The organism is Bradyrhizobium sp. SZCCHNRI3052 (assembly GCF_032484895.1).
Lineage (GTDB): Bacteria > Pseudomonadota > Alphaproteobacteria > Rhizobiales > Xanthobacteraceae > Bradyrhizobium.
Window position 1 is genome coordinate 439,901 of the sequence record NZ_JAUETW010000003.1, and the last position, 24,474, is coordinate 464,374.

28 protein-coding genes are annotated in these 24,474 nt (G+C 66.0%); 19 read left to right on the forward strand and 9 right to left on the reverse strand.

Annotation, left to right across the window (positions count from 1 at the left end; genetic code table 11):
- Positions 1–43: 43 nt before the first annotated feature.
- On the forward strand, positions 44–532 hold the full coding sequence (cynS, locus tag QW887_RS12380; protein ID WP_315749292.1) for a cyanase: 489 nt from the start codon (positions 44–46) through the stop codon (positions 530–532).
- A gap of 74 nt (positions 533–606) precedes the next feature.
- Here cynS and QW887_RS12385 read toward each other — a convergent pair whose 3' ends face one another.
- Positions 607–930, reverse strand: coding sequence for a DUF1476 domain-containing protein (locus QW887_RS12385; protein ID WP_315714845.1), 324 nt, complete (start codon positions 928–930; stop codon positions 607–609).
- Positions 931–1,240: 310 nt separating this feature from the next.
- On the opposite strand from QW887_RS12385, the gene purC reads away from it, so the two are divergent.
- The 7 genes from purC to QW887_RS12420 all read left to right on the forward strand — a co-directional run bounded on the left by purC (position 1,241) and on the right by QW887_RS12420 (position 6,839).
- Entirely contained in the window at positions 1,241–2,008 is a 768-nt protein-coding gene (gene purC / locus QW887_RS12390; protein WP_016843454.1) for a phosphoribosylaminoimidazolesuccinocarboxamide synthase, read from the forward strand.
- Positions 2,009–2,021: 13 nt separating this feature from the next.
- On the forward strand, positions 2,022–2,264 hold the full coding sequence (purS, locus tag QW887_RS12395) for a phosphoribosylformylglycinamidine synthase subunit PurS (protein ID WP_315706343.1): 243 nt from the start codon (positions 2,022–2,024) through the stop codon (positions 2,262–2,264).
- A gap of 3 nt (positions 2,265–2,267) precedes the next feature.
- Positions 2,268–2,447, forward strand: a complete 180-nt coding sequence (locus QW887_RS12400; protein WP_316185236.1) for a hypothetical protein — start codon at positions 2,268–2,270, stop codon at positions 2,445–2,447.
- Positions 2,448–2,451: 4 nt separating this feature from the next.
- Positions 2,452–3,153: a phosphoribosylformylglycinamidine synthase subunit PurQ gene (gene purQ / locus QW887_RS12405; protein ID WP_316185238.1), complete on the forward strand. Its 702-nt coding sequence runs from the start codon at positions 2,452–2,454 to the stop codon at positions 3,151–3,153.
- Positions 3,154–3,310: 157 nt separating this feature from the next.
- A complete protein-coding gene (locus QW887_RS12410; protein WP_316185389.1) occupies positions 3,311–3,886 on the forward strand; it encodes a hypothetical protein in 576 nt (191 codons plus the stop codon).
- Between the two features lie 214 nt (positions 3,887–4,100).
- Positions 4,101–5,363, forward strand: coding sequence for a DUF1236 domain-containing protein (locus QW887_RS12415; protein WP_316185390.1), 1,263 nt, complete (start codon positions 4,101–4,103; stop codon positions 5,361–5,363).
- A 165-nt stretch (positions 5,364–5,528) separates the two neighbouring features.
- On the forward strand, positions 5,529–6,839 hold the full coding sequence (locus QW887_RS12420; RefSeq protein ID WP_315714843.1) for a cation:dicarboxylate symporter family transporter: 1,311 nt from the start codon (positions 5,529–5,531) through the stop codon (positions 6,837–6,839).
- 2 nt (positions 6,840–6,841) lie between these two features.
- Here QW887_RS12420 and QW887_RS12425 read toward each other — a convergent pair whose 3' ends face one another.
- Positions 6,842–7,786, reverse strand: coding sequence for a LysR family transcriptional regulator (locus tag QW887_RS12425; RefSeq protein ID WP_315729347.1), 945 nt, complete (start codon positions 7,784–7,786; stop codon positions 6,842–6,844).
- Between the two features lie 98 nt (positions 7,787–7,884).
- On the opposite strand from QW887_RS12425, the gene QW887_RS12430 reads away from it, so the two are divergent.
- The 5 genes from QW887_RS12430 to QW887_RS12450 all read left to right on the forward strand — a co-directional run bounded on the left by QW887_RS12430 (position 7,885) and on the right by QW887_RS12450 (position 11,856).
- Entirely contained in the window at positions 7,885–8,700 is an 816-nt protein-coding gene (locus QW887_RS12430; RefSeq protein ID WP_316194578.1) for an alpha/beta fold hydrolase, read from the forward strand.
- Between the two features lie 13 nt (positions 8,701–8,713).
- Positions 8,714–9,262: a carboxymuconolactone decarboxylase family protein gene (locus QW887_RS12435; protein WP_316175504.1), complete on the forward strand. Its 549-nt coding sequence runs from the start codon at positions 8,714–8,716 to the stop codon at positions 9,260–9,262.
- A gap of 2 nt (positions 9,263–9,264) precedes the next feature.
- Positions 9,265–10,065, forward strand: a complete 801-nt coding sequence (locus QW887_RS12440) for an SDR family NAD(P)-dependent oxidoreductase (RefSeq protein WP_316194619.1) — start codon at positions 9,265–9,267, stop codon at positions 10,063–10,065.
- A gap of 16 nt (positions 10,066–10,081) precedes the next feature.
- Positions 10,082–10,942, forward strand: coding sequence for an amidohydrolase family protein (locus QW887_RS12445; RefSeq protein WP_316194579.1), 861 nt, complete (start codon positions 10,082–10,084; stop codon positions 10,940–10,942).
- Positions 10,943–11,118: 176 nt separating this feature from the next.
- On the forward strand, positions 11,119–11,856 hold the full coding sequence (locus tag QW887_RS12450; RefSeq protein WP_315826311.1) for a tetratricopeptide repeat protein: 738 nt from the start codon (positions 11,119–11,121) through the stop codon (positions 11,854–11,856).
- 231 nt (positions 11,857–12,087) lie between these two features.
- Here the strand turns inward: QW887_RS12450 and QW887_RS12455 are convergent, their stop codons facing one another.
- A complete protein-coding gene (locus QW887_RS12455) occupies positions 12,088–12,570 on the reverse strand; it encodes a PaaI family thioesterase (RefSeq protein WP_315714838.1) in 483 nt (160 codons plus the stop codon).
- Between the two features lie 197 nt (positions 12,571–12,767).
- On the opposite strand from QW887_RS12455, the gene purL reads away from it, so the two are divergent.
- Complete coding sequence (gene purL / locus QW887_RS12460) at positions 12,768–14,978, forward strand: phosphoribosylformylglycinamidine synthase subunit PurL (protein ID WP_316194580.1); 2,211 nt, start codon at positions 12,768–12,770, stop codon at positions 14,976–14,978.
- A gap of 190 nt (positions 14,979–15,168) precedes the next feature.
- Here purL and QW887_RS12465 read toward each other — a convergent pair whose 3' ends face one another.
- Positions 15,169–16,365, reverse strand: a complete 1,197-nt coding sequence (locus QW887_RS12465) for an acyltransferase (protein ID WP_316194581.1) — start codon at positions 16,363–16,365, stop codon at positions 15,169–15,171.
- Between the two features lie 434 nt (positions 16,366–16,799).
- Here QW887_RS12465 and QW887_RS12470 point away from each other — a divergent pair, with 434 nt between their 5' ends.
- Positions 16,800–16,973, forward strand: coding sequence for a DUF1328 domain-containing protein (locus tag QW887_RS12470; protein WP_012045337.1), 174 nt, complete (start codon positions 16,800–16,802; stop codon positions 16,971–16,973).
- Between the two features lie 82 nt (positions 16,974–17,055).
- Here the strand turns inward: QW887_RS12470 and QW887_RS12475 are convergent, their stop codons facing one another.
- Positions 17,056–17,421, reverse strand: a complete 366-nt coding sequence (locus QW887_RS12475; RefSeq protein WP_315714835.1) for a DUF427 domain-containing protein — start codon at positions 17,419–17,421, stop codon at positions 17,056–17,058.
- Positions 17,422–17,676: 255 nt separating this feature from the next.
- Between QW887_RS12475 and QW887_RS12480 the strand changes: the two genes are divergently transcribed.
- Positions 17,677–17,916, forward strand: a complete 240-nt coding sequence (locus tag QW887_RS12480; protein WP_315714834.1) for a BolA family transcriptional regulator — start codon at positions 17,677–17,679, stop codon at positions 17,914–17,916.
- Between the two features lie 32 nt (positions 17,917–17,948).
- Positions 17,949–19,151 (forward strand): low temperature requirement protein A, encoded by a 1,203-nt coding sequence (locus QW887_RS12485; protein ID WP_315714833.1) that lies wholly within the window; start codon positions 17,949–17,951, stop codon positions 19,149–19,151.
- Here the strand turns inward: QW887_RS12485 and egtD are convergent.
- Together egtD and egtB are read right to left on the reverse strand one after the other, a co-directional pair.
- Positions 19,127–20,098 (reverse strand): L-histidine N(alpha)-methyltransferase, encoded by a 972-nt coding sequence (gene egtD, locus QW887_RS12490; protein ID WP_315826306.1) that lies wholly within the window; start codon positions 20,096–20,098, stop codon positions 19,127–19,129. The genes QW887_RS12485 and egtD overlap by 25 nt on opposite strands.
- A gap of 56 nt (positions 20,099–20,154) precedes the next feature.
- Entirely contained in the window at positions 20,155–21,405 is a 1,251-nt protein-coding gene (egtB, locus tag QW887_RS12495) for an ergothioneine biosynthesis protein EgtB (RefSeq protein WP_316194582.1), read from the reverse strand.
- A gap of 303 nt (positions 21,406–21,708) precedes the next feature.
- Between egtB and grxD the strand changes: the two genes are divergently transcribed.
- Both grxD and QW887_RS12505 read left to right on the forward strand, forming a co-directional pair.
- Positions 21,709–22,047, forward strand: a complete 339-nt coding sequence (gene grxD / locus QW887_RS12500; protein ID WP_315714830.1) for a Grx4 family monothiol glutaredoxin — start codon at positions 21,709–21,711, stop codon at positions 22,045–22,047.
- 9 nt (positions 22,048–22,056) lie between these two features.
- Entirely contained in the window at positions 22,057–22,626 is a 570-nt protein-coding gene (locus tag QW887_RS12505) for an O-acetyl-ADP-ribose deacetylase (RefSeq protein WP_315714989.1), read from the forward strand.
- 53 nt (positions 22,627–22,679) lie between these two features.
- Here QW887_RS12505 and QW887_RS12510 read toward each other — a convergent pair whose 3' ends face one another.
- Both QW887_RS12510 and QW887_RS12515 read right to left on the reverse strand, forming a co-directional pair.
- Entirely contained in the window at positions 22,680–23,747 is a 1,068-nt protein-coding gene (locus QW887_RS12510) for a threonine aldolase family protein (protein ID WP_315714829.1), read from the reverse strand.
- Positions 23,748–23,821: 74 nt separating this feature from the next.
- Positions 23,822–24,376 (reverse strand): hypothetical protein, encoded by a 555-nt coding sequence (locus tag QW887_RS12515; RefSeq protein ID WP_316194583.1) that lies wholly within the window; start codon positions 24,374–24,376, stop codon positions 23,822–23,824.
- Positions 24,377–24,474 lie beyond the last annotated feature (98 nt).

Consider the following 24,474-nt stretch of genomic DNA (forward strand, 5'->3'; position numbering starts at 1 on the left):
CCGGAAGAAACCCATCAACGAAGACTTTCAAGGGAGACCAAGCATGAAGCGATCCGACCTCACCGAGAAGCTGCTCGATATCAAGCGCGAGAAAGGATGGAGCTGGAAGTACATCTGCGAACAGATCGGCGGCTATTCCGAGGTGCTGATCGTCGGCGCCGTTCTCGGCCAGATGAAGCTGACCAAGCCGCAGGCGGCGAACGCCGGCGAGCTGTTCGGCCTGTCCAAATCCGAGATCGCGATGCTGAACGAGACGCCGATGCGCGGCGAGGGCGTGCAGATGCCCCCGACCGATCCCTTGATCTACCGCTTCTACGAACTCGTGATGATCAACGGCCCGGCGTGGAAGGAGCTGATCCAGGAGGAATTCGGCGACGGCATCATGTCGGCGATCGATTTCGACATGGTGATGGAGCGCCTGCCCAATGCCAAGGGAGACCGCGTCAAGATCACGATGTCGGGCAAGTTCCTGCCTTACAAATATTACGGCGCCAGCGGCAACGTGCCGGAATACGGCTTCAAGGAAGAGTAAGCGAGTAGCGAATTGCGAGTAGCGAATAGGGGCAGGAGATCCCTATTCGCCACTCCCTATTCGCTATTCGCCTCTCACTGCCCCGCCTTGACCTGCGCCACGGCGGTCACCAGCAGCTCGCTCATCTTCGCGCGCACGTCGGCCTCGGTGACGGCCGCGCCCTTGGCGGTGAGGTCTCCCAGCACCTTGCGCAGCACGTCGGCATCGCCCGCTTCCTCGAAATCGGCCGCGACGACCTCCTTGGCGTAGGCGTCGGCGTCAGCGCCGGACTTGCCGAGCTTTTCGGCTGCCCACAGGCCGAGCAGCTTGTTGCGGCGGGCTTCTGCCTTGAACTTCAATTCCTCGTCATGGGCGAATTGCTTCTCGAAGGCGTCCTCGCGCTTGTCGAACGTGGTCATGGTCGGAACTTCCAGTGTTGCCGAAGAGGGTTAACCGCGCAGGCGGTTGCGGGGCGGTGGCCGCACGCCTAAATAATTGGAACATCTTGCCAATACAACGGGTACGAGGCCGCAGGGAAGGGCGGTAAAACTCCGCTCCCGAGGCCCGGATCGATTGTGCTCGGGACACCAATGAGATAGGTTTCCCACAGGCCCGGTTCTTGTTCTGTTTCCGTCCGTCCGGGCCCTCGCGGCAGCTCCGTCGTGGTCCTGTCCAAAGTCATCCGGAGCCCACCATTTCATGGATTTCAACAAAACACGGTACATCCCAATGAGCCGTCGGCGTCGCATTTATGAAGGCAAGGCCAAGGTCCTGTATGAAGGCCCCGAGCCGGGCACCCTGATCCAGCACTTCAAGGACGACGCCACCGCCTTCAATGCCAAGAAGCACCAGGTGATTGAAGGCAAGGGCGTCCTCAACAACCGGATCTCGGAGTACCTGTTTCAGCACCTCAACGACATCGGGGTTCCGACTCACTTCATCCGCCGGCTCAACATGCGCGAGCAGTTGATTCGCGAGGTCGAGATCGTGCCGCTCGAGGTCGTCGTCCGCAATGTGGCGGCGGGCTCGCTGTCGCAGCGCCTCGGCATCGAGGAAGGCACCCAGCTGCCGCGTTCGATCATCGAATTCTATTACAAGAACGACCAGCTCAACGACCCCATGGTGTCGGAGGAGCACATCACTGCGTTCGGCTGGGCGACGCCCCAGGAAATCGACGACATCATGGCGCTCGCCATTCGCGTCAACGACTTCCTGACCGGGCTTTTCCTCGGCATCGGCATCCGCCTGGTCGACTTCAAGATGGAATGCGGCCGGCTGTTCGAGAACGAGATGATGCGCATCATCGTCGCCGACGAGATTTCCCCCGATTCCTGCCGGCTGTGGGACATCAAGTCGAACGAGAAGCTCGACAAGGACCGCTTCCGTCGTGATCTTGGCGGCCTTCTGGAGGCCTATACCGAGGTCGCCAAGCGGCTCGGCATCCTCATCGAGAACGAGCGCCCGGCGGGCTCCGGCCCGGTCCTGGTCAAGAGCTAAAAGGGAACAAGACGTGAAAGCGCGTGTCACGGTGACGCTGAAATCCGGCATCCTCGATCCGCAGGGCAAGGCGATCGAGGGCGCCCTGAAATCGCTCGGCGTCGACGGCGTCGCCAGCGTGCGGCAGGGCAAGGTGTTCGACATCGAGCTCGCCGGTGCCGACAAGGCCAAGGCGGAGGCCGCCCTGAAGGCGGCCGCCGACAAGCTGCTGGCGAATACGGTGATCGAGAATTACCGGGTGGAGTTGCTGGGGTAGGCAATGGCCGTGATCGACCGCGAGATCTACGAGCTTCTGCTGGAAATCCCGCGTGATCAGGTCCGTGTCGAACATTCTGTCGATGAGCTGCTTGCTGGTGCGCGAGCGTTGAACAGAGAGCTCTCGTCGGACTCACACACTCTCGCGAAGCTGCGAGGGGATCATTATCGGGCAAACACGTAGCATCATGAAATCCGCCGTCCTCGTCTTCCCCGGCATCAACCGCGAACGCGACATGGCCCGCGCGCTGCGCATGATCTCCGGCCATGAGCCTGCGATGGTCTGGCACGCCGAGACGTCGCTGCCGAAGGGCACCGACCTCGTCGTGGTGCCCGGCGGCTTCTCCTATGGCGACTATCTGCGCTGTGGCGCGATCGCGGCACGGGCCCCGGTGATGGACGCAGTACGCGATTTCGCCGCCAAGGGCGGCTTGGTGCTCGGCGTCTGCAACGGCTTCCAGATCCTGTGCGAGTCCGGCCTGCTGCCGGGCGTGCTGATGCGCAACGATAAGCTGAAGTTCATCTGCAAGGACGTGCATCTGCGGGTCGAGCGCTCCGATTCGCCGTTCACCCGCGGCTACAATGCGGGTCAGGTCATCCGCGTGCCGGTCGCTCACGGCGAGGGCAATTATGCGGCCGACGAGGAGACCTTGAAGCGGCTCAATGGCGATGGGCGCGTGCTCTATCGTTACTGCTCAGCCGATGGCGAGGTCGGCGACATCAGCAACATCAATGGCGCTGCGCATTCCATCGCCGGCATCGTCAACGAGAACGGGAATGTGCTCGGCATGATGCCGCATCCCGAGAATCACGTCGAGGACATCATGGGCTGCACCGACGGCCGTGGCCTGTTCGCCGGCCTCGTCGCCCATCTCGACCGCGCAGCCTGATCGGCGGGCTGCGCCCGTGACGTTTCCGTCGGGCCGCTCGCCCGGCCCGACCCACAAACGACCGATTGGTGATCGAGGTTGCGGGACGTCCTCCATCTCCCGGATCGTCCCTGACGTCCGTCCTGCCTGCCACTTCCTCGATCCCGACGGTGCCTTGATGTCGACGCTGCCTCTCACTCAGCGCGCCCTGCGCTGGCTTCTCCTGTCCGTGTCGCTCTCGCTCGTCACGGGCGTTGGCGCCGCTCGGGCCGAGACCCCGTCGACGACGCCGTCGGTCGCCACACCGCCTCTGCCGTTCACCGTGGGCGGCTGGAAACCGCAGCGGCCGAACGGCACCGATGTGACCTTCTTCCTGTGCGACGATGCGAAATGCGGCCCTGGCTCGAAGGTGAGCTACCGGCTCTACGGACCCAACACGACGATGACGATCGAGCAATTCCGCGCCTCCCAGGACCAGACCGTCAAGCTGCTCGACCAGCGCGTGCCGGGTCAGACCACGACGATTCTGGGCGTCGAGGGCGGCAAGGGCAGCGGGCTGCCGCGCATGTTCTATGCACGGCGCCTGAAAGTGTCGCCAGGCGGAGAGAAGGAATATCAAGTGAGCGGCATGCTGTTCGGCGCGAGAGGCAGTGCCAGCCTGATCAGCTCCGCGACTGGCGAGGCGAACAGCACGGCCAACTTCAAGCAATTCGCGGTCCCGGTCATGCTTCTGCTCGCGCCACGGTCAAAATGATCGCGTGACGGCGCGCCGAAGCCGTTCATCAAAATCGTTCCGGAGTTTTTTCTCGCGCCGTCCGGCAACGCCGGGCGGCTGTTTGCGTTGTCCGCCAGCGAATGGGGCAGGGATCCAAGGAGGTTCTCATATGACGACGAAACATTGGCTGGGAACGGCCGCGATCATCCTGGCGATCGGAACGGCATCAGGTGCTGCATCGGCGCAAGGCGACATGAAGCGCGAGGGAGGCCCGGCCGCTGCGACGGCGCACGAGGCCACGCGTCCGGCTGCCGAGGCGAAGGGAGAGGCAAAGGGCGGCGCCGCCGCGGCGGAACGTGCCGGCGCCGAGGCAAAGCAGAGCGCGCAGGAGCAGCGCCGTGGCGAGCTTTCATCCGCAGCAGGACGCGAGCAGGCTCAGGAAAGGTCCTCCGAGCGGTCGGCACATGATGCCAAGCAGAGCGCCGAGAGCAAGGGCGGTGCGGCCGCCGAGCGTGGCCGCGAGGCCAAGGAGAACGCCGAGTCGAAGTCGTCGACTGACAGTAAGCAGGCCGACAAGCAGTCTGACAGCAAGAGCAAGGCTGAGTCGAAGCAACAGCAGGGGCGCGCCGACGAGCCGCGCAAGGGCGAGGATCGCGCCGCCGAGAGTAAGTCGGGGGCGACGGATCGGAAGTCCGACCGTGAGGCCGATCGCAATGATCACGATAAGGACAAGACCCGGCAGAGCCAGGACGAGCGCAAGACCGGCACGTCCGACGAGGCCGCGGACAAGCAGACCGGCGACCGCAACAAGCAGGCCAACCAGCCGAACGCGGCCGACAGCAAGAACACGACCGCGCAGCAGAACCAGCCGACCGGCGCCGGTCAGCGTGATCAGACCGGGCAGGCCAACAATCAGACCCAGCCCAATGGCAGCCGCTCCAGCACGCAGTTGTCGGTCAACGAGCAGCAGAAGACCCGCGTGGTCGATCAGCTCAAGCGCGATCACGACTTCGACCAGGCGCGTACCAATCTCAACATCAACATCAACGTCGGCGAGCGCCTGCCCGAGCGCGTGCGGCCGCGTCCGCTGCCGTCGGACATCGTGACGATCGTGCCGGAATATCGCGGCTACGAGTACACCGTGATCCATGACGAGATCGCGATCGTCGACCCGCGCAGCCGCGAGATCGTCGACGTAATCCCGCAGAACGGCATGCGCGCGGACCGCGGCTATGATCGCGGCGGCTATGGCGTCGGCTCGACCCGCATCGTGCTGTCGGACGATCAGCGCCAGATTCTGCGCCGCGCCGCCACCGAGACGGGCACTGTGGGCTCGACGACATCGTCGTCGTCCTCGTCCGGATCGAGCTGCCTGAGCCTGCGCCGCGTGCCCGATGAGCTCGCGCGCAGCAATCCGGAGCTCGCCAACTACCAGTATCTAGCGATCGGCGAGCAGGTCGTGCTGGTCGACCCGCGCGATCAGAAGGTGGTGCAGGTCATCGACCAGCAGCAGTAGGGCCGAGGCGCGGCTGCGCCTTGTCTCATCGATGGCCTCCCTTGCCGCTGCGGCATGGGAGGCCATCGAAAGATTGATTTGGACATAGCACGTCCGGCTCTGCTTCAGTTCGCTCACAACGGGGAACGAGATTCCATCTCGTCCACAAGGGGAGCGAAACGAGCCATGGCGATCATCCGCCAGCTGTATGTCCAAGTCCTGATCGCGATCCTGCTCGCGATCGCCGTCGGCCTGCTGGCGCCAGAGGCGGCCGTTCAGATGAAGCCGCTCGGCGATGCGTTCATCGCACTTCTGCGCATGATGCTCGGGCCGATCATCTTCTGCTCGGTGGTGCTCGGGCTGACGCATGTCCGCGATATGAGGCAGCTCGGCCGGCTCGCGTTCAAGTCGCTGCTGTATTTCGAGATCCTGACCACGCTCGGCATGGTCGTCGGCTTCATCGCGGTCAACGTGTTCCAGCCCGGCGACGGGCTCCATGCCGGCAACCTCGCGCTCAATGACAGCGTGACGCGCATCTCCAACGCCGCGAGCAATTTCACGGCTATCGGCTTCTTCCTCAGCATCATCCCGACCACGATCGTCGACGCCTTCGCCAAGGGCGAGATTCTCCAGATCCTGTTCATCTCGGTGATGGTGGGCGCGGCGCTGAGCGTCGGCCTGAAGACGGAGTCGGCGATCCTGCGCGGCATCGAGGAGGGGCAGGACGTGCTGTTCCGCATGCTGGGTTTCATCATGAAGCTGGCGCCACTCGGGGCGTTCGGCGCCATGGCGGCGGCGATCGGCACGCATGGCGGCGCCACGCTGCTCTATCTCGGCAAGGTCGTGCTGCTGTACTGGATCACGGCGGTCGTCTTCGTCGCAGTCGTGCTCGGCGGCGTGTGCGCCATCATGCGGCTGTCGCTGCTCAAGCTGCTGCGGCTGATCCGCGAGGAGCTGCTGCTGGTGCTCGGGACCGCGTCCGGCGAGGTTGCGCTGCCGCGGCTGATGCAGAAGCTCGAGCAGGCCGGCTGCGACGGCGCCATCGTCGGTTTCGTGCTGCCGGCCGGCTACAGCTTCAATCTCGACGGCACGGGCATCTACATGGCGATTGCCGTCGGCTTCATCGCCCAGGCCACCGACACGCCATTCAGCTACGGCCAGCAGCTGGCGGTGCTCGCGGTCATGCTGCTGACCTCGAAGGGCGGCACCACCGTCGCGGGCGGCGCCTTCATCAAGCTCGCGGCGACCCTGCAATCCGTCCGCGTGCTGCCGCTCAACGGCCTCGGCCTGCTGTTCGGCATCGACCGCCTGATGGCGACCTGCACCGCGCTCACCAACGTCGTCGGCAACACCGTTGCCGTGTTCGTCATCGCGCGCTGGGAAAATGCGCTGGATGCCGCCAGGCTCGATGCCTATCTCGCGGGCGGCACCGCGGCGACGGTCGCGGAGGCGGCCGTCGACGAGGGCCACGCTGCAATCGCCGGTGCGGGCGAATGAGCTCAGCGCACGTAGTCGCCGATGATCTTGGCGCCGGGCCAGGCGCCGTCCGCCACGCTCTGCGCGATCACCTCGCGCATCAGCGCCAGCAGCTCGTCGGCCAGCCAGGTCGGCTGGCGTTCCCGCGGCATGCCGATCGAGACGGTCGAGATCAGCGGCGGCCGCTCGATCGACCGCACGGTGAGCTCGCCGCGCTTCGCCTCGGCGACGACCGCGGCATGGGCGAGGATCGTTGCGCCGAGACCGCGCCGAACCATGGCCTTCGTCATGCTCACGCTGTCGACCTCGAAGGCGACGTTGAGCCGCGTGCCGTTCTGGATCGCCGCCTGCTCGATCAGCCGCCGGTTGCTGTGCGGAAGACTCGGCAGGATCAGCGACAGGCCGGCCAGCTCGCGCCAGCCGATCGTCTCGGCCACGGTGTCGCCGCGCTTGGCCGGCGGCAGGGCGACGACCATCCGCTCGTGCAGGATGGGGGTCAGCGCGATGCCGTCGAGCGGCGGGGGATTGTAGAGCACGGCGATGTCGAGCCGGCGGTCCAGCAGCCATTCCTCCAGCGACGAACTGATGCCCTCGCGGACCTGCACGGAGGCCTGCGGCCAGCGCCGGCGCAGTTCGACCACCACGGACGGCGCGATGCGCAGGCCCGCGACCGGCGGCACCCCGAGCGCGATGTGACCGGCGAAGCTCGAATCCGGCGAGCGCACCGCGCCGGGCATCTGGTCGATCTGCAGCAGGACGGCATGGGCGTGCTCGAGGAACGTCGTGCCGGCGCGGGTCAGGCGGACGCCGCGGCCGTGCCGCACCAGCAGCGCGACGCCAAGCTCGTCCTCCAGCTTCATCAGCTGCCGGCTGAGCGCGGATTGCGCGACATTAAGCAATGCCGATGCCCGGCTCAGGCTACCGGCGCGCGCCACCTGCACGAAGTAACGAAGCTCGCGGATGTCGATGGCCGTGTCCTCCGCGCCGCTGCCCGCCGCAGTTTATTGCAAGCGGCCCAGGGCGAGTCAAACCGCGCGCCGACAACGATGAGACGGGCGCCTTGCCGATGAACTTCATCCATCTCGACGGCTTGACGCTGCGCTATGAGCTGCGCGGCGGTGGCGCGAGGACGTTGGTGTTGCTGCATGAGCTCGGCGGCAGCCTCGAAAGCTTCGATGCCTTGATGCCCGAGCTGCCCGACGACCTGCGGGTGCTGCGCTATGATCTGCGCGGCGCCGGCCTGTCGGAAAAGCCGCGCGCGCCGTTCGGCTTCGCCGATCACGTCGGCGACCTCGACCGGCTGCTGAGGGCGCTCGGCACCGACGGACCGGTCGATATCGCCGGCGTCGCCGCCGGTGCGGCGCTCGCCGTCAGCTTCGCGCTGGCGCATCCGCAGCGCGTGAGCGCGCTGGCGCTGTGCGCGCCGGCCCTCAGCGTCGATGCTGGTCGCGTGCAGTATCTGGCGGCGCGCTCCGCGCTCTGCATGCGCGCCGGCATGCGCGCCGTGGCGGCGGATACGCTCGAGCGTTCCTATCCGCCGGTGCTGCGAACCGACCGCAATGCCTACCTCGCTTATCTCGGCCGCTTCCTCGGCAACGATCCGGTCGGATATGCCCATAACAACCTGGCGTTCGCCGAGGTCGATCTGCGCGAGCGGCTCGCGGAGGTTCGGCAGCGCTGCCTGCTGCTTGCCGGCGCGCATGATCTGTTGCGGCCGCAGGCGCAGGTCGAGGCGCTCGCCCGTCTCATTCCCGGCGCGGCGTTCGCGACCATCGACATGGCCGGTCATCTGATGCAGGTGCAGGCCCCGGCCGAGCTGGCGGGGCGGCTGACGGCTTTTCTTGCCACGCCCGCGACACAGCCGATTCCTCGCGCCTCGTGACCAGGAGCATCGCATGCGCATCAAGGACCTTGCCCCGGCCGAGATGGACGAGACGCAGCGCGCGGTGGCCGAAGAGGCCATCGCCGGCCGGCGCGGCCGGATCCCGGCGCCGCTGCGGGCCTGGCTGCACAGTCCGGAGCTCGGACGCCGGGCCCAGAAGCTCGGCGAGTTCGCCCGCTACGAGACGTCATTGCCGCCTGCGCTGTCCGAGCTCGCGATCCTCGTGACGGCACGTCACTGGACCTCGCATGTCGAATGGTATGCCCACAAGCGGGATGGGCTCGCGGCGGGCATCGCCCCGTCGGTCATCGACGCGATCGCGCAACGGTGTGATCCAGAGTTCACCGATCCCGCCGCGAAGCTCGTTCACGACTACACCCGGCTGCTGCTCGCCAGCGGCCGCGTGCCGGACGATCTGCACGCGCTGGCGGCCGCAACCCTCGGCACGCGCGGCGTCGTCGATCTCGTCGGCATCATCGGCTACTACGGGCTGGTGGCGCTGACCCTCAACGCGTTCGACATCGGCCTGCCCGATGGCGAGACGCCGGAGCTGGAGCCATGACCATGACGAAGCGCCTGGAGGGCAAGGTCGCGATCATCACCGGTGCCGGCTGCGTCGGTCCGGGCTGGGGCAACGGCCGCGCCGCGGCGGTCATCTTCGCGCGCGAGGGCGCCAGGGTCCTCGCCGTCGACCGCGATGGCGGCCGCATGGACGAGACGCTGGCGCGCGCCCGGGACCACGGCGGCATCATCCAGGCCCACCGCTGCGACGTCACCGATGCGGCGGATGTCGCCGCGATGGTCGACGCCTGTATCGCAGCGTTCGGCCGCGTCGATATTCTGGTCAACAACGTCGGCGGCTCGGCGCCGGGAGGCCCGGTCGAGCTGAGCGAGCAGGGCTGGGACGCGCAGCTCGATCTCAACGTGAAGAGCGTCTTCCTCACCTGCAAGGCGGTGCTGCCGCACATGGCGGCGCAGGGCGGCGGGGCCATCGTCAACACGGCCTCCACCTCGGGCATCCGTTGGACCGGATCGGCGCAGGTCGGCTACGCCTCGGCCAAGGCCGCGGTGATCCAGTTCTCGCGCGTCGTTGCCGTGCAGTATGCCCCGCAGCGCGTGCGCGTGAACACGGTGGTGCCTGGCCAGATGCACACGCCGATGGTCGAGGCGCGCCTCGCTGGGCAGCGCGCCGGCGGCGATGTCGCGGCGCTGCTGCGGACGCGGCAGGCTCGCATCCCGCTCGGCTTCATGGGCGACGGCCGCGACACCGCCCACGCCGCGCTGTTCCTCGCCTGCGACGAGGCGCGCTTCGTCACCGGCACCGAGATCGTTGTCGATGGCGGCATGAGCGCCCGCTGTGACTGAACCCATGAGCACGGGCATGGCTGCCGTTTCCCGCGCATGGCCGGCAGGGGCCTGCGATGCGCATTGTCACATCTTCGGTCCGTTCGACCGCTTTCCGCTGCCCGACGATCGCAGCTTCACGCCGCCGGAGGCGTCGGAAACGGCGCTGCGCCGTCTGCACGATCGGCTGGGCACCGATCGCGCCGTCATCGTGCACAGCCAGGGTCATGGCCGCGACCATCGCCCGCTGCTCGATGCGCTGGCTGTTGGAGAAGGCCGCTACCGCGGCGTCGCCGTGCTCGGCGCAGAGGTCACGGCTGCGGAGGTCGCGCGCCTCGATGCAGCCGGCGTCTGCGGTGCCCGCTTCAACTTCCTTGCGCATCTCGGCGGCGCGCCGTCGGCGGAGCACATGCGGGCCGTGCTCGCGCTGGTGAGGCCGCTCGACTGGCATGTCGCCATTCATGTCACGGGCGCCGATCTCATCCGCTATGCCGAGCTGATCGCGGCCATCGAGGTGCGTGTGGTGATCGACCACATGGCCCGGCCGGACCTCGGCCGGAATCTCGGCGCCTGTCAGGAGATTCTGTGCCGCTTGCTCGACAGCGGGCGGGTCTGGATCAAGCTCAGCGGTGCCGATCGCATCTCGCGCGAGGGCGCGCCCTATCATGACGTTGTGCCGTTCGCCCGAAGCCTTGCCGCGCACGCCCCTGAGCGCGTGCTGTGGGGCAGCGACTGGCCGCACGTCAACATCAAGGGACAAATGCCGGACGATGCGGTGCTGGCCGACCTCGTGGCCGAGATCGCGCCGTCGGAGACGGCGCGACAGCGGCTTCTGGTCGACAATCCCTCGGCGTTCTTTCGCTTCGATGAATCTCGCCGGGGCCCCGTGGGAGCTTAGCCACGAGCGTCGCGGAGGCCGACGCCACAGGCGTGCGTCCATTGAACCTGCTGTGGCCGTGATGCGTCAAAACGGGATCGTCCGCAACGGCCTGCGTGAGCGCGGGATTGTCCGGGCTGGCCGGCCACGCTATCAACGTCGGCGTGTAAAATCTCGCCGTGAGTTGGGGATCTGCCGTGCCTATCGCGCTCGTCGTACTTCTGCTCGACATTTCGCTGATCTACCATGCGTCGCGGACCGGCCGTCTGCAGCCCTGGGCCTTCATCATCCTGATGGTGCCGATGATCGGCGCGCTCGCCTACATCGTCGTCGAGCTGGTGCCTGAATGGCTCGGCAGCCACGACGTCCAGAAGGCGCGCAAGCGCGTCGCCAACAAGCTGGACCCCGAGAAAGACTACCGCGAGCTGTCCGATCGTGTCGCGATCACGGACACGATCGCCAACCGCGCGGCGCTGGCCGAGGAATGCGTTGCGGTCGGGCGTTATGACGAGGCCGAGCAGCATTACGATCACATCCTGAGCCTGCCGATGGGCCACGAGCCGCTGTTCGCGCTGGGCAAGGCCAAGGCGCAGTTCGCGCGCCGCCGCCCAGCGGATGCGCTGGCGACGCTCGACGAGCTGCAGAAGAGCTGGCCGGACTACAATTCGGCCGAGGCGCATCTGCTCTATGCACGGGCTTTGCAGGAAGCCGGCCGCATCGATGAGGCCATCGAGGAGTACCAGGCGCTGCTGGACTATGCGCCGGGCAGCGAGGCGAAGGTCCGCTACGGCACGCTGCTCAAGCTGGTCGGCCGGATCGATGAAGCCAAGGTCGTGTTCACGGAGCTGCTGATCCAGATGAAGCGCGCGCCACGACATGTGCGCAAGGCGCAGGCCGAGTGGATCGCGATCGCCGAGAAGCAGATCGCGGGGTAGCTCCGCAACGGCAGGGTACATCTTCTCCGCGCGTCATTCCGGGGCGCGCGAAGCGCGAGCCCGGAATCCATAACCACGCATGTCTTGGGAGGCGGGATGCGCGTGGCGCTGTTCTTCGACCATTTTGCGGCTGCCGGCTCATTCGCGCTGCTTCAAAATGGCTACGCCATTTTGCGCGCGAATGCCCCGGAACGGCGGAGAGAGTTGAGCGCGATCCCCCTTGCTCCGTCCCTACGGCGAGTTCGCCGCCTCCGGTGTCCGCCGCCTGATGCGCTTGATGGTGCCGGAAAACGAGAACAGCGGCTTTGGGCCGGAATGCAGCATGCCGCGCAGGAAGATCAGCGACGCGCCGGCGCGGGTGACCTCGCCTGTGGCCTCGATCAATTCACCCTCGCGCGCCGCGTCGAGGAATTCGCTCGAGAACGAGACCGTGACACCCGGGCCCTGCATGATCGGCGCGGCGAAGGCGAACAGGCAGTAATCGGCGAATGTCATCAGGCAGCCGCCATGGACATTGCCGCCGCCGTTGAGGTGCTTCTTCTCGACCCGGAAGGCGCAGCGGATCGAGCCATCGTCCTCCATCCGGTGCCAGAATGGCCCGGTGTGGGATTCGTAGCTGTCGCGCATCCAGGTCCGCCAGCCGGCGAACTCGCCGTCGGTCGCGATGTGGATGCCAGGGCGGTTCTCGAAGGCGGAACGGGACAGGTCGTGCACGTGTCAGGGCCTTTAACTGTTGATTTACCGTCTTAAATCCGATTGGTCGCCAATCTGCAAATATCCCGCTCTGCGGGTCCGGGCCAAAGCTCTGGACAGGGCGGAATAGGGCCGTAAAAGGCCTTTTCCCGCCCTGGCGATCTTTCTATGAAGCAGGCTTCAAGGGACCAGCGGCCCACGGGCAAAGGCATTTCTCCATGCGCAATGAACCGCAGATCACCCCCGAGCTCGTCGCCGCCCACGGGCTGAAGCCCGATGAATATGAGCGCATCCTGAAGCTGATCGGGCGGGTGCCGACCTTTACCGAGCTCGGCATCTTCTCGGCGATGTGGAACGAGCACTGCTCGTACAAGTCGTCCCGCATCCATCTGCGGGGACTGCCGACCAAGGCGCCCTGGGTGATCCAGGGCCCCGGCGAGAACGCCGGCGTGATCGACATCGGCGACGGCCAGGCGGTCGTGTTCAAGATGGAGAGCCACAACCACCCGAGCTACATCGAGCCGTATCAGGGTGCGACCACCGGCGTCGGCGGCATCCTGCGCGACGTGTTCACCATGGGCGCACGCCCGATCGCCTGCCTGAACGCGCTGTCGTTCGGCGCACCGGAGCATCCCAAGACCCGGCATCTGGTGTCCGGGGTGGTGGCCGGCATCGGCGGCTATGGCAACTCGTTTGGCGTTCCGACGGTCGGCGGCCAGACCCGCTTCCACACCCGCTATGACGGCAATATCCTGGTCAACGCCATGGCGGTCGGCCTCGCCGACGCCGACAAGATCTTCTATGCGGCGGCTTCCGGCGTGAACATGCCGATCGTCTATCTCGGCTCCAAGACCGGCCGCGACGGCATCCACGGCGCCTCGATGGCCTCGGCCGAGTTCGACGATTCCTCGGAGGAGAAGCGCCCGACGGTGCAGGTCGGCGACCCCTTCGCCGAGAAGCTGCTGCTGGAGGCGTGCCTGGAGATCATGGCCGCCGATTGCGTGATCGCGATCCAGGACATGGGTGCGGCCGGCCTGACCTGCTCGGCGGTCGAGATGGGCGCCAAGGGCGACCTCGGCGTCGATCTCGATCTCGATGCCGTGCCGACCCGCGAGATCGGCATGAGCGCCTACGAGATGATGCTCTCCGAGAGTCAGGAGCGCATGCTCATGGTGCTGAAGCCGGAGAAGGAGAAGGAGGCGGAAGCGATCTTCCGCAAATGGGGGCTCGACTTCGCCGTGGTCGGCTACACCACGCCGAGCAAGCGGTTCGTGGTGAAGCATGGCGGCGACGTCATGGCCGACCTGCCGATCAAGGAGCTCGGCGACGAGGCGCCGCTGTACGACCGTCCGCACGTGGCCTCATCGGCGCTGCCGGTGATCCACGCCCGCGAGGTCAAGCCGCCCCTGGACATCATCCCGGCCCTGGAGAAGCTCGTCGCAACGCCCGATCTGTGCTCCAAGCGCTGGATCTGGGAGCAGTACGACCATGTGATCCTCGGCAACACCGTGCAGCGCCCCGGCGGCGATGCCGCCGTGGTGCGCGTGCAGGATGGCCCGAAGGGGCTTGCGCTCACCGTCGACGTCACGCCCCGCTATTGCGAGGCCGACCCTTTCGAGGGTGGCAAGCAGGCCGTCGCCGAAGCCTGGCGCAACATCACCGCAGTCGGTGGCCGGCCGCTTGCGATCACCGACAATCTCAATTTCGGCAACCCGGAGCGGCCCGAGATCATGGGCCAGTTCGTCGGCTGCCTGAAAGGCATTTCGGAGGCCTGCCGCGCGCTCGACTTCCCCGTCGTCTCTGGGAACGTCTCGCTCTACAACGAGACCAACGGCCGCGCGATCCTGCCGACTCCCTCGATCGGCGGCGTCGGGCTGCTCGATGATTTCACCAAGTCGGCGAGCATCGCCTTCAAGGCCGAGGGCGAGGCGATCCTGTTGATCGGCGAGACCCATGGCTGGCTCGGCCAGTCGGTCTACTTGCGCGACGTCTGCGGCCGGGAGGAGGGCGCTCCGCCGCCTGTCGACCTCGCCGCCGAGAAGCGCATCGGCGATGTCGTCCGCGGCATGATCCATGCGGGCACGGCGACAGCTGCGCATGATCTGGCCGACGGTGGTCTGCTCGTCGCGCTCGCCGAGATGGCGATGGCCTCCGGCATCGGCGCGCGGCTGCTGGCCGCGCCTGCCTCGATCGTGCCGCATGCCTATTGGTTCGGCGAGGACCAGGCGCGCTATCTCGTGACGGTGCCGGAGACCGAGGCTGGCCGCGTGCTCGCCAAGATGCGCGGCGCCGGCGTGCCGTGCACGCGCATCGGCACGACAGGCGGCACTGCGCTGGCGATCGCCGGCGATGGTGCCGTCGAGGTCGCCGCGCTCAGGACGGGATTCGAAAGCTGGCTGCCCAAATACATGGGCGGGTCAGCCGCCTGACCCCGGACGCACGCCACGGCTGTCACAGTCAGGCACGCTGGCCGACGACGACGGAGTTCGTCGTGAGAGCGTTGGCCTCGCCCAGCGTCATTGCGGGCGCAGCGTAGCAATCCAAGACGGCCATCCGCGGATGCGGTCTGGATTGCGTCGTCGCTGCGCTCCTCGCAATGACGGAGGAGGCAGGACCGTCCTACAACACGTTCTTCGCCCCCGGAATCTGCCTGAGCACCCAGGTCGCGCCCCAGCTCAGCAGCATGCTGCCGACAAAGGCGATTGTCGCCTTGGCGATGGCTGGCAGGCCGAAGTCGAACAGCCAGTACTGGATCCACAGCACGATCGGATAGTGCACCAGGAACATGCCATAGGCATCGGCCTGCATGCGATCGAGCACGGAGAATTCCGAGCGGCGGTTGTTGAGGAAGTAGGACAGGATCGCAAACAGGATCGCGGCGCTGAAGATGACGAACAAGAAGCCATAGGCCGCCTCGTACCATTGCGGCAACACGGGCGGATTGCCCAGCACTTGGCGCTTGATCGTGATGAGCACCCAGAGCAGCGCATAGGGCACGAGCGTGACCACGATCCAGGCCCCGAGTCCGCGCTGCGACATCTGCCCTTCTGCGGCCAGCAGGCCGCGTTCGAAATTGGCCGAGCCGATGCCAGCCCCGACGTAGAAATAGGCGGCGTAGAGCAAGACGCGGCTGGCCTGCACCGAGAGCGGTCCTGCCTCGAACCACAACGTCGGGCCGAAATAGAGCCGGGACGGGATGTAGAGCCCGCCCGTGATCAGCAGGAAGACGAAGAAGAAGTCGCGCGGATGCTCGAAGGCGCGCTGCGACAGCCGATTGATCGGATCCAGCAGGCGCGGCGAGACGCGGTACAAAAGGGCTGCCGAGGTGTCGAACGCCAGCAGCACCCAGATGAACCAGATCGGTCCGCTCGGCCATGGACCGACCGTGACCGTCTTCCACCAGAAGGCAGCGAAGCTGGCGTCGGGATTGGCGCGCAGCTCGATCGCGTAATAGGCAAGCGGAATGACGGTCAGGGCCGCGATGGCGAAGGGCAGGCCAAGGCGCAATAGCCGGTCACGCAGGAACTGCAGCGTCGACTTGTGGGCAAGGCCCGACCACACGAACAGGCCCGACAGAAAGAAGAACATGGCCATGAAGAAGCTGTCGGTGGCCAGCACGATGGCGTCGAAACCGAGGAAGGACGTCGGATCGGTGTGCCCGAAATAGGTATAGGGAATCACGGCGTGGTGGAGCAGCACCACCAGCGTCAGGAATGTCCGGGCGTGATCGAGCGCGGCGTTGCGTGCCCGGGCGCGCGGGCGGGCCTGAAGCTCGACCTTTGCGGCCGCCGCCGATTGTGTAACCGATATGACCATACGCCCCCCGGCGTCGCTGCTGCCCGGCCCGTGCAGCGGATGTGACGATCGCATCCCCCCTTCGCCGCGGGGCGTCATGCAAACGTCGTCCAGGCTGCGCGAGCTGGAATGAGTGGATGAGCTCGTGTGACCCCCTGGCACCGCCATTCGCTGGAGTCGCCCAAAAGCGAGCGAATGACGGCGCCGGACTACCAGATGTCGTCGTTGGTGCTGCAAATCAGCAAGTGCCGCGGTCCGCAAGCCGGTTTCTCACACACTCTGCCGATTTCCGCTCCCGATATCCTTACGAACCAACGACCTACGAAGTTACGGCCGGGACTGTCGTGGGTTGCGCATTTCTTCGGCACCGGGACCGATGGCCGAAGGAACCGGTTCCCCGCGTCATCGTTAGTGAGGCGCCGCGCCGGCATGGCGCAGAACCGGAGGACCATACCGTGACTATTCTCAAATGGGCGCTGCTGTTCTTCGTGATCTCGGTGGTGGCCGGTATTCTCGGCTTCACCGGCATCTCGGCAGCTTCCGCCGACATTGCGCGGATCCTGTTCTATATCTTCCTGGTGATCTTCCTCGTGCTGCTGATTCTCGGGCTTACGATTTTTAGAGTGTAGCACGCCATCAGGTCAGTGATCGAAACGACCGCCGCGCCGGTATGGGCCTCGTGCCGGCCGCGCGGCGGGCTGTCACCGCAGTTCAATCAGCTGCGACCTCCTCGATCCGTACCTTGTCCGGATAGAACGCCAGGTGGCCCGAGATCTCGGTCATCGCCGGGAAGGGCGCCTCGTAGCTCCAGATCGCATTGTCCAATGTCTTGCCGTTGGCGATGACGCTGAAATAGCTCGCATCCCCCTTGTACGGACAATGGGTGACACGATCAGTCTTGTGCAAGGCCGCCATGTTGGCGTCGGCCCGCGGCACGTATTGAACCGCGGGGTAGCTCGCTTCCTTCAGCGTCAACGCGCGGGTGGTGTCGGCAATCACGACGCCGTCGGCGATCACCCGTACGCGTTTCGGATTGGGGGTGACGGTGATCGGATGATCCGGTCCTGGAAGCTTCATGTCGTCGTCCTCGCGATTCGGCCATTTGGGTGCGTCACCCAGTCCGACGCATCTCGTCTGGTCCCGGTATATAGTGGTTCCGCGCGTGACCTCGAAAGCGGTTCGCGCTAGATTTCACTATCACGGTCCCGCGAGAACGCCTTGATTCGCCGCGCTCCGCGGGCCACTGATGGGAGCTGCAGCCAAGCCGCGGGCCCTGCGGGCTACATCGTCCACGGGATGCGGCGCCTGCCCGACACAAGGAGATGCACCGGGATGCCCATGGATGCCCACGATATCGAGCAGATGATCAAGTCTGCCATCCCTGACGCACAGGTGACGATTCGCGATCTCGCTGGCGACGGCGACCATTACGCCGCGACGGTGATCTCGGAATCGTTCCGCGGCAAATCCCGCGTTCAGCAGCATCAGCTCGTCTATCAATCGCTGCGCGGCCAGATGGGTGACGTGCTGCATGCTCTGGCCCTGCAGACCGGGGTGCCGGACCAGCGCTGACTGCTTAGGGGGAGATCGCTCATCCGGGGGAGATGGCGGTGGACAATCCGCGTGGTGCGCTGTTTCGCGTCATCGAGCCGAACCGGCACAGCCGGGTCACGTTCGTCGAGCTGTTCTTCGATCTCGTCTTCGTCTACGCGGTCACGCAGATCTCGCATTATCTGATCGGCCATTTCTCGCCGCTCGGCGCCGCCCAGACGGCCGTTCTGTTTCTCGCGGTCTGGTGGGTGTGGGTCTACACCGCCTGGGTTACCAACTGGCTCGATCCCGAGAAGGCGCTGGTCCGAGGTCTCTTGTTCGCGCTGATGCTGGCGGGCCTCGTTCTGTCGATGTCGATCCCGCGGGCGTTCGAGGACCGCGGCCTGTGGTTCGCCATGGCCTACGCCGCCATGCAGGTCGGCCGGACCGCGTTCTGGCTGACCGCGACGCCGCCGCAGCGATCTGCCGTCCGCCGCAACGCCGGCCGCATTCTCTCCTGGCTCAGTGCCTCCGCCGTGCTCTGGCTGCTCGGCGGCCTTGCCGAGGGCCCGGCGCGGATGGGGCTGTGGGGGGCGGCGCTCACCCTGGAATATGTGTCGCCGGCCGTCCGCTTCTGGGTGCCCGGGCTGGGTGCATCCACCGTCGAGGACTGGATGGTCGAAGGCGGCCACATGGCGGAGCGATGTGCGCTGTTCATCATCATCGCGCTCGGCGAATCCATCGTCGTCACCGGCGCGACCTTTGCCGAGCTCGACTGGACTGGAGCCAACATTGCCGCTTTCGCCAGCGCCTTCATCGGCACGGTGGCGATGTGGGCGGTGTATTTCAACCGCGGCGCTGAGGCGGGATCGGAAGTGATTTCGCAGTCGGCCCAATCCGGGCTGATGGCGCGCTCGGCCTACACCTACTTGCACATGCCGATTGTCGCCGGCATCATCGTTTCGGCGGTGTCGGACGAGATCGTCCTGAAGCACCCGCTCGGGCATACCGACCTGAATACGGCGGCGACGACGATCGGCGGTCCGTTCGTGTTTCTGCTCGGGACCATCCTCTTCAAGTTCAACATCCGCGGCTTCCTGCAGTTGTCGCACGGCGCCGGACTGCTCGCACTGATCGGGCTCGGCTGGTTCGCGACCGAACTGTCGCCTCTCGTGCTTTCGGCGCTGACGAGCGCGCTACTGGCGATCGTCGCGCTGTGGGAGACGCTGTCGTTGCGGTCGAAGCCGGAGCCTCACGCCTCGGCGACGAGCGCCTGAACCGAGAACATCTTCTCGGCATCCGTCCACACGGTCTGGACTTTCCAGCCGGATCCGCGGGCCAGCGCGCCGAAGCGCGCGATGCTGTATTTGTAGCTGTTCTCGGTGTGAATGCTCTCGCCGGCCCGGAACGAGATGGTGGTGCCGAGTAGCCGCACCGTTTGCGGCTTCCGCGCCACCAGATGCATCTCGATGCGGTGCTGCTCGCGATTGTAGATCGCGCGGTGGACGAAGGCGGACAGGTCGAAATTGCCGCCGAGTTCGCGGTTGATCCGCAGCAGCAGATTGAGATTGAAGCGCGCGGTCACGCCGGCCGCGTCGTTGTAGGCGGCGTGCAGCACACGTTCGTCCTTCTCCAGGTCGACGCCGACGATCATCCGCGCGCCGGTCCCCAAGATCTCGCGTGCCGAGCGCAGGAAGCGGCACGCCTCATGCGGCTCGAAATTGCCGATCGTCGATCCCGGAAAGAAGCCGACCTTCGGCTTGCCTTCGATGGCGCCAGGTAGTTTGAACGCCGTCGTGAAGTCGGCGACGACCGGGTGCACGGCGAGCTGCGGGAAGTCGCGGCGCAGGCTGTCGGCCTGTGCGGTCAGGAACTCGCCGGAAATATCGACCGGCACGTAGGCCGCGAAGCGGCAGCTTTCCAGCAGCAGCCGCACCTTGGTGGTGGCGCCGGCGCCGAACTCGACCAGGGCGGCATCGTCGGGAATGACTGCCGCGATCTCGGCGCCGCGATCCCTCAAGATGCCGAGCTCGGTCCGCGTCGGATAGTACTCCGGCAGGCGCGTGATCTGCTCGAACAGATCGGATCCGGCGGCATCGTAGAAATATTTCGGCGATAGCTGCTTGGGCTGCTGGGCGAGGCCTGCGACTGCGTCCGTCGCAAAGGCCGACGTCTTGTCGTCGGGGAGATGGGCGTCGAGCAGCGCGTTGACGTGCACGTTCATGATACTCTCCTGGACGCGCACACACGCGCGACTGTCGGGCAACGAATGCTGATAGCTCAGGTGTAGTCGGCGAGCCGGAGCCCGGTGAATTGCCAGCGATGATGCGGATAGAAGAAGTTGCGATAGGTGACGCGGCTGTGGCCCACCGGCGTCGCGAGCGATGAGCCGCGCAGCACCAGTTGATTGACCATGAACTTGCCGTTGTACTCGCCGAGCGCACCCTCGATGGCACGATAGCCGGGATAGGGACTGTAGGCGCTGCGGGTCCACTGCCAGACAATGCCGAAGGCATCGTTGAGCTGGTTGCCGCGCGCGGCGACCTCCCATTCCATCTCGGTCGGCAGATGCTTGCCGCGCCAGCGCGCGAAGGCGTCAGCTTCGTAGTAGCTGACGTGGCACACCGGAGCAGCGGGATCGACCGGCCGCAGTCCGCCGAGCGTCATGATGCGCCATTCGCCCTCGACCTTGTACCAATGCCCGGGAGCCTGCCAGCCCTCGCGGCTGGCGGTGGCGAATCCGTCCATGAGCCAGAGCGTGGCGGTCCGGTAGCCGCCGTCATCCATGAAGGCGAGCCACTCGGCATTGGTGACGAGATTGCGCGCGATGTCTACCGGCCCGACGAGCGCGCGATGGGCTGGCTCCTCATTGTCGAAATGGTAACCATCGCCGGCGTGCCCGACGGTATGGATGCCCTCGGGGAGGTGAATCCAATCCTCGCCCGTTTCCGTGGGGGCAGGGAAGGTCCAGGATGGATCGTAGGCCGGGGCCGTCGGGTTCTGCGCGAACGCATGCAGGATATCGGTCAGCATCAGCTCCTGATGCTGCTGCTCATGGTTGAGGCCGACCTCCACGAGCGGCGCCACCGCGGCCAATGTGGCGGTATCGGCGCTGCCCAGGAAGTCCACCATCGCCGCATCGACATGCCGCCGATATGCCGTGACGTCGGCCACGCCCGGGCGGGTGATCAGGCCGCGCTCGCCCCGCGTGTGGCGCGGGCCGGCACTGACGTAATAGGAATTGAACAGGAACGCGTAATCGGCGTGAAAAGGGGTATATCCCGGGCAGTACTCGCCCAGCACGAACTGCTCGAAAAACCAGGTCGTATGGGCGCGATGCCACTTGGCAGGACTGGCGTCCGGCATCGACTGGATGACCTGATCCTCCGGGCTCAGCGGCGCCGCGCGCCGCTCGGTCTCGCCCCGGACGGCGAGGTACGCCTCGGTCAGGCGCCCGGCGAGGGAGCCGGACCTGCTCTGAAGCGCATCAGTAACGGGGATCGGGGCCGTAGCGGAGGCAGAACTGGTCACGAGGGTCTCCGTTTGCCAGCAGAAAACGATGTTCGACGGAACAAGTTCCTTTCGACAGTTCGTCCTAAATAGGGGCTTGGTTACGGGATGAAACCCTCGTGCCGGCTATAATATTGCTGCCGTCAGCCTATGGTCCGGCCGGGGCCTGGGTCGCCGGCCGATCCTCGGCATTTTACTTTGGTTGAACAACGGTTTGCGCTACATATAGAGAAGTGACGGTCGGCTGCGGACGAAATCCGTCCGGTGGCGATCAGCGCGCACCGAGCCCCAGGCGTTCCTTGAGGCGCCCTAGAGGAAGCGAAGATGAGCATTGAGCAATTCATTGACAATGAAGTGAAGTCGAACGACGTCGTCCTGTTCATGAAGGGGACGCCGCAGTTTCCGCAGTGCGGATTTTCCGGCCAGGTCGTGCAGATCCTGGACCATGTCGGCGTCGGCTATAAGGGCCTCAACGTTCTCGAATCCGCCGAGCTGCGCAACGGCATCAAGACGTTCTCGAACTGGCCGACGATTCCGCAGCTCTATGTGAAGGGCGAGTTCGTCGGCGGCTGCGATATCGTGCGCGAGATGTTCCAGAGCGGCGAGCTGCAGCAGCTGTTCACCGACAAGGGCATCCCGGTCGGGACGGCGGCCTCTGTCTGAGCTATCCGGCTGAGCTATCCGGTCCGAAAGGTCGGCGCGACCCGATTCGAGGTCATCGTCGCCGACATCACCAAGCTCGGCGTTGACGCCATCGTCAACGCCGCGAACTCGTCTCTGCTCGGTGGTGGAGGCGTCGACGGTGCGATCCACCGTGCGGCGGGACCGGACCTCGTCATGGAGTGCCGCATGCTCCATGGCTGCAGGACCGGCGAGGCCAAGATCACCAAAGGCTACCGGCTGCCGGCCCGCCACGTGATCCACACCGTTGGCCCGGTCTGGCAGGGCGGCGACCGCGGCGAGCCGGAGCTGCTGGCCTCGTGCTACCGGCGCTCGATCGAGCTGTGTCACAAGCATCGTTTGGACTCGGTCGCGTTCCCCGCGATCTCGACGGGCATCTTCCGCTTCCCTGCGGATCGTGCGGCATCGATAGCGGTCGCCACTTCGATCGAGACCATCAGCGCGGAGACGTCGCTGTCGCAGATCGTGTTCTGCTGCTTTTCCGATGCGAGTGCCGAGTTGCACGATGAGGCGTTGAGCCGGGCCGTCGAGAGCCGCGCTCGCAAGGGATCGCCGCGCTGACAGCGGCGTGCCCTGTGCGGCATTAGGTCTGCCGGGCGCGCGTGCGATGATCCTCATGCCCTGCGTACGATCTCCCTGACGTGGCCGATCGTCTCTTCGATCATGGCGGCTGTCACGTCGAGATGGGTGCAGGCGCGGATGCGGCCGTCCATCATCGCCAGCAGCACGCCGCGCTTGCGCAATTCACTCACCATCGTCTCGCCGGACACGCCGGCGCCGTCCGGCTTGAAGAACACCAGATTGGTCTCCGGCTCCTGGATCTCGACACCCTGGATCTGCGACAGCCCGCGTGCCAGCGCCCGCGCATTGGCGTGATCCTCGGCGAGCCGGTCGACGTGATGATCGAGCGCATGGATGCAGGCCGCGGCGACCACGCCGGCCTGGCGCATCGCGCCGCCGAGCCGCTGCTTCCAGCGCCACACCTCGTCGATGAAGGCGGCACTGCCGGCGAGCACGCCGCCGATCGGCGCGCCCAGCCCCTTGGAGAAATCGATCCAGGCCGAATCCCAGCCCGCGGTCATCTCGGCAGCGGGAATGCCGGTGGCAACCGTCGCGTTGAGCAGCCTTGCGCCGTCCATATGCGTCGCCATGCCGTTCGCCTTGGCGATCTCGGCGATCTCGTCGAGCGCAGCCTTCTTCCAGATCGTGCCGCCGCCGATATTGGCGGTCTGCTCGACACTGACGACGGTCTGCGGCGGCTGGTAGCGCGAGCGCGGATGCAGCGCGGCGCGGAACGTCTCCGGCGTGAACTGCCCGTCGGGCCCCTTCAGCTGCGTCACCTGGAAACCGCCGAGCGCCGCATGCGCGCCGCCCTCGCGCGAGATGATGTGCGCGGTCTCGTGTGCCAGGATCTCGTCGCCTGGGCGGCAATGCACCAGCGTTGCCGCGACATTGCACATCGTGCCCGACGGCATCAGCACCGCGGCCTCCTTGCCGAGCAGCGCGGCGACGCGGCCGCACAATTCATGCACGGTCGGATCGTCGCCGATCTGCTCGTCGCCGACCTCGGCCCGCGCGATGGCCTCGCGCATCGCGGCTGTCGGGCGGGTCTGCGTGTCCGACAACAGATTGACGCGCACGGGCGGCGCCTTGGGATCACGCGCGGGCGGGGTGTAATACATCGGCGGTCCTCGTTCGGCTTATCACGACCCGGACCTTACCCAACTCGCATCGCCCCCGCAAAACGCCTCCTCGATTACGCCGCGCGCGGCGGGTTGAGCCAGATGTCCGGCCGCCGCAACGGCTTGCTCTCGATCGGCTCGGCGACCAGCGGCGGCGCCTCGGTGCAGTCGAACACCCAGGAGTCCATCGGGCTCTGTCGCGACGGTGAAAGAAGCAGCGCTGCGCCAGGCTGTTGCCGCTTGATGTTCCAGCCCATGTTCACCGCGGCCCAGCCGACCAGCATGGTGTGCCATTCGTCGGCGAGCTCGCGCGAATCGTCGAAACAGTGGAGGAGCTCGAGCGCGTAGGGATCGTGGCGAAGCTGCGCGTCGGCAAAGGTGAGCCCGGTCCCGACATGGCGGATCACATGGGCTGTCGCATCGGACTGGACGTGCCAGCAGGAGCGTTCCAGGAGGTCGAAGACCGTCGAGGGATAGAGGCCGTCGTTGAAGCGGTAGCGGACGCCGGAGGTCCGTGCGCGTAACGGCGGAGCGCTGAGCGGCGGCACCCGCAACGGCGGCAGAGGCGGGGCACCGACCGCACCGGTCGGCAACGCACCGAAGATGATATTGCGCCTGTTGAACTCCATGGCGAACGCCCCGCTACTTTACAACTGCAGACAGTGAATCACGGGACGGAGTAGCTGTCAGCCCAGGTTGGGGCGAATTCGTGGCAGGTGTGGCATTC

Excerpts from the sequence above, each read along its gene's own strand:
- cynS (WP_315749292.1), top strand. The coding sequence starts at position 44 with ATGAAGCGATCCGACCTCACCGAGAAGCTGCTCGATATCAAGCGCGAG.
- QW887_RS12385 (WP_315714845.1), bottom strand. The coding sequence starts at position 930 with ATGACCACGTTCGACAAGCGCGAGGACGCCTTCGAGAAGCAATTCGCC.
- purC (WP_016843454.1), top strand. The coding sequence starts at position 1,241 with ATGAGCCGTCGGCGTCGCATTTATGAAGGCAAGGCCAAGGTCCTGTAT.
- QW887_RS12400 (WP_316185236.1), top strand. The coding sequence starts at position 2,268 with ATGGCCGTGATCGACCGCGAGATCTACGAGCTTCTGCTGGAAATCCCG.
- purQ (WP_316185238.1), top strand. The coding sequence starts at position 2,452 with ATGAAATCCGCCGTCCTCGTCTTCCCCGGCATCAACCGCGAACGCGAC.
- QW887_RS12410 (WP_316185389.1), top strand. The coding sequence starts at position 3,311 with ATGTCGACGCTGCCTCTCACTCAGCGCGCCCTGCGCTGGCTTCTCCTG.
- QW887_RS12415 (WP_316185390.1), top strand. The coding sequence starts at position 4,101 with ATGAAGCGCGAGGGAGGCCCGGCCGCTGCGACGGCGCACGAGGCCACG.
- QW887_RS12420 (WP_315714843.1), top strand. The coding sequence starts at position 5,529 with ATGGCGATCATCCGCCAGCTGTATGTCCAAGTCCTGATCGCGATCCTG.
- QW887_RS12430 (WP_316194578.1), top strand. The coding sequence starts at position 7,885 with ATGAACTTCATCCATCTCGACGGCTTGACGCTGCGCTATGAGCTGCGC.
- QW887_RS12435 (WP_316175504.1), top strand. The coding sequence starts at position 8,714 with ATGCGCATCAAGGACCTTGCCCCGGCCGAGATGGACGAGACGCAGCGC.
- QW887_RS12440 (WP_316194619.1), top strand. The coding sequence starts at position 9,265 with ATGACGAAGCGCCTGGAGGGCAAGGTCGCGATCATCACCGGTGCCGGC.
- QW887_RS12445 (WP_316194579.1), top strand. The coding sequence starts at position 10,082 with ATGGCTGCCGTTTCCCGCGCATGGCCGGCAGGGGCCTGCGATGCGCAT.
- purL (WP_316194580.1), top strand. The coding sequence starts at position 12,768 with ATGCGCAATGAACCGCAGATCACCCCCGAGCTCGTCGCCGCCCACGGG.
- QW887_RS12465 (WP_316194581.1), bottom strand. The coding sequence starts at position 16,365 with ATGGTCATATCGGTTACACAATCGGCGGCGGCCGCAAAGGTCGAGCTT.
- QW887_RS12475 (WP_315714835.1), bottom strand. The coding sequence starts at position 17,421 with ATGAAGCTTCCAGGACCGGATCATCCGATCACCGTCACCCCCAATCCG.
- QW887_RS12480 (WP_315714834.1), top strand. The coding sequence starts at position 17,677 with ATGCCCATGGATGCCCACGATATCGAGCAGATGATCAAGTCTGCCATC.
- QW887_RS12485 (WP_315714833.1), top strand. The coding sequence starts at position 17,949 with ATGGCGGTGGACAATCCGCGTGGTGCGCTGTTTCGCGTCATCGAGCCG.
- egtD (WP_315826306.1), bottom strand. The coding sequence starts at position 20,098 with ATGAACGTGCACGTCAACGCGCTGCTCGACGCCCATCTCCCCGACGAC.
- grxD (WP_315714830.1), top strand. The coding sequence starts at position 21,709 with ATGAGCATTGAGCAATTCATTGACAATGAAGTGAAGTCGAACGACGTC.
- QW887_RS12510 (WP_315714829.1), bottom strand. The coding sequence starts at position 23,747 with ATGTATTACACCCCGCCCGCGCGTGATCCCAAGGCGCCGCCCGTGCGC.
- QW887_RS12515 (WP_316194583.1), bottom strand. The coding sequence starts at position 24,376 with ATGGAGTTCAACAGGCGCAATATCATCTTCGGTGCGTTGCCGACCGGT.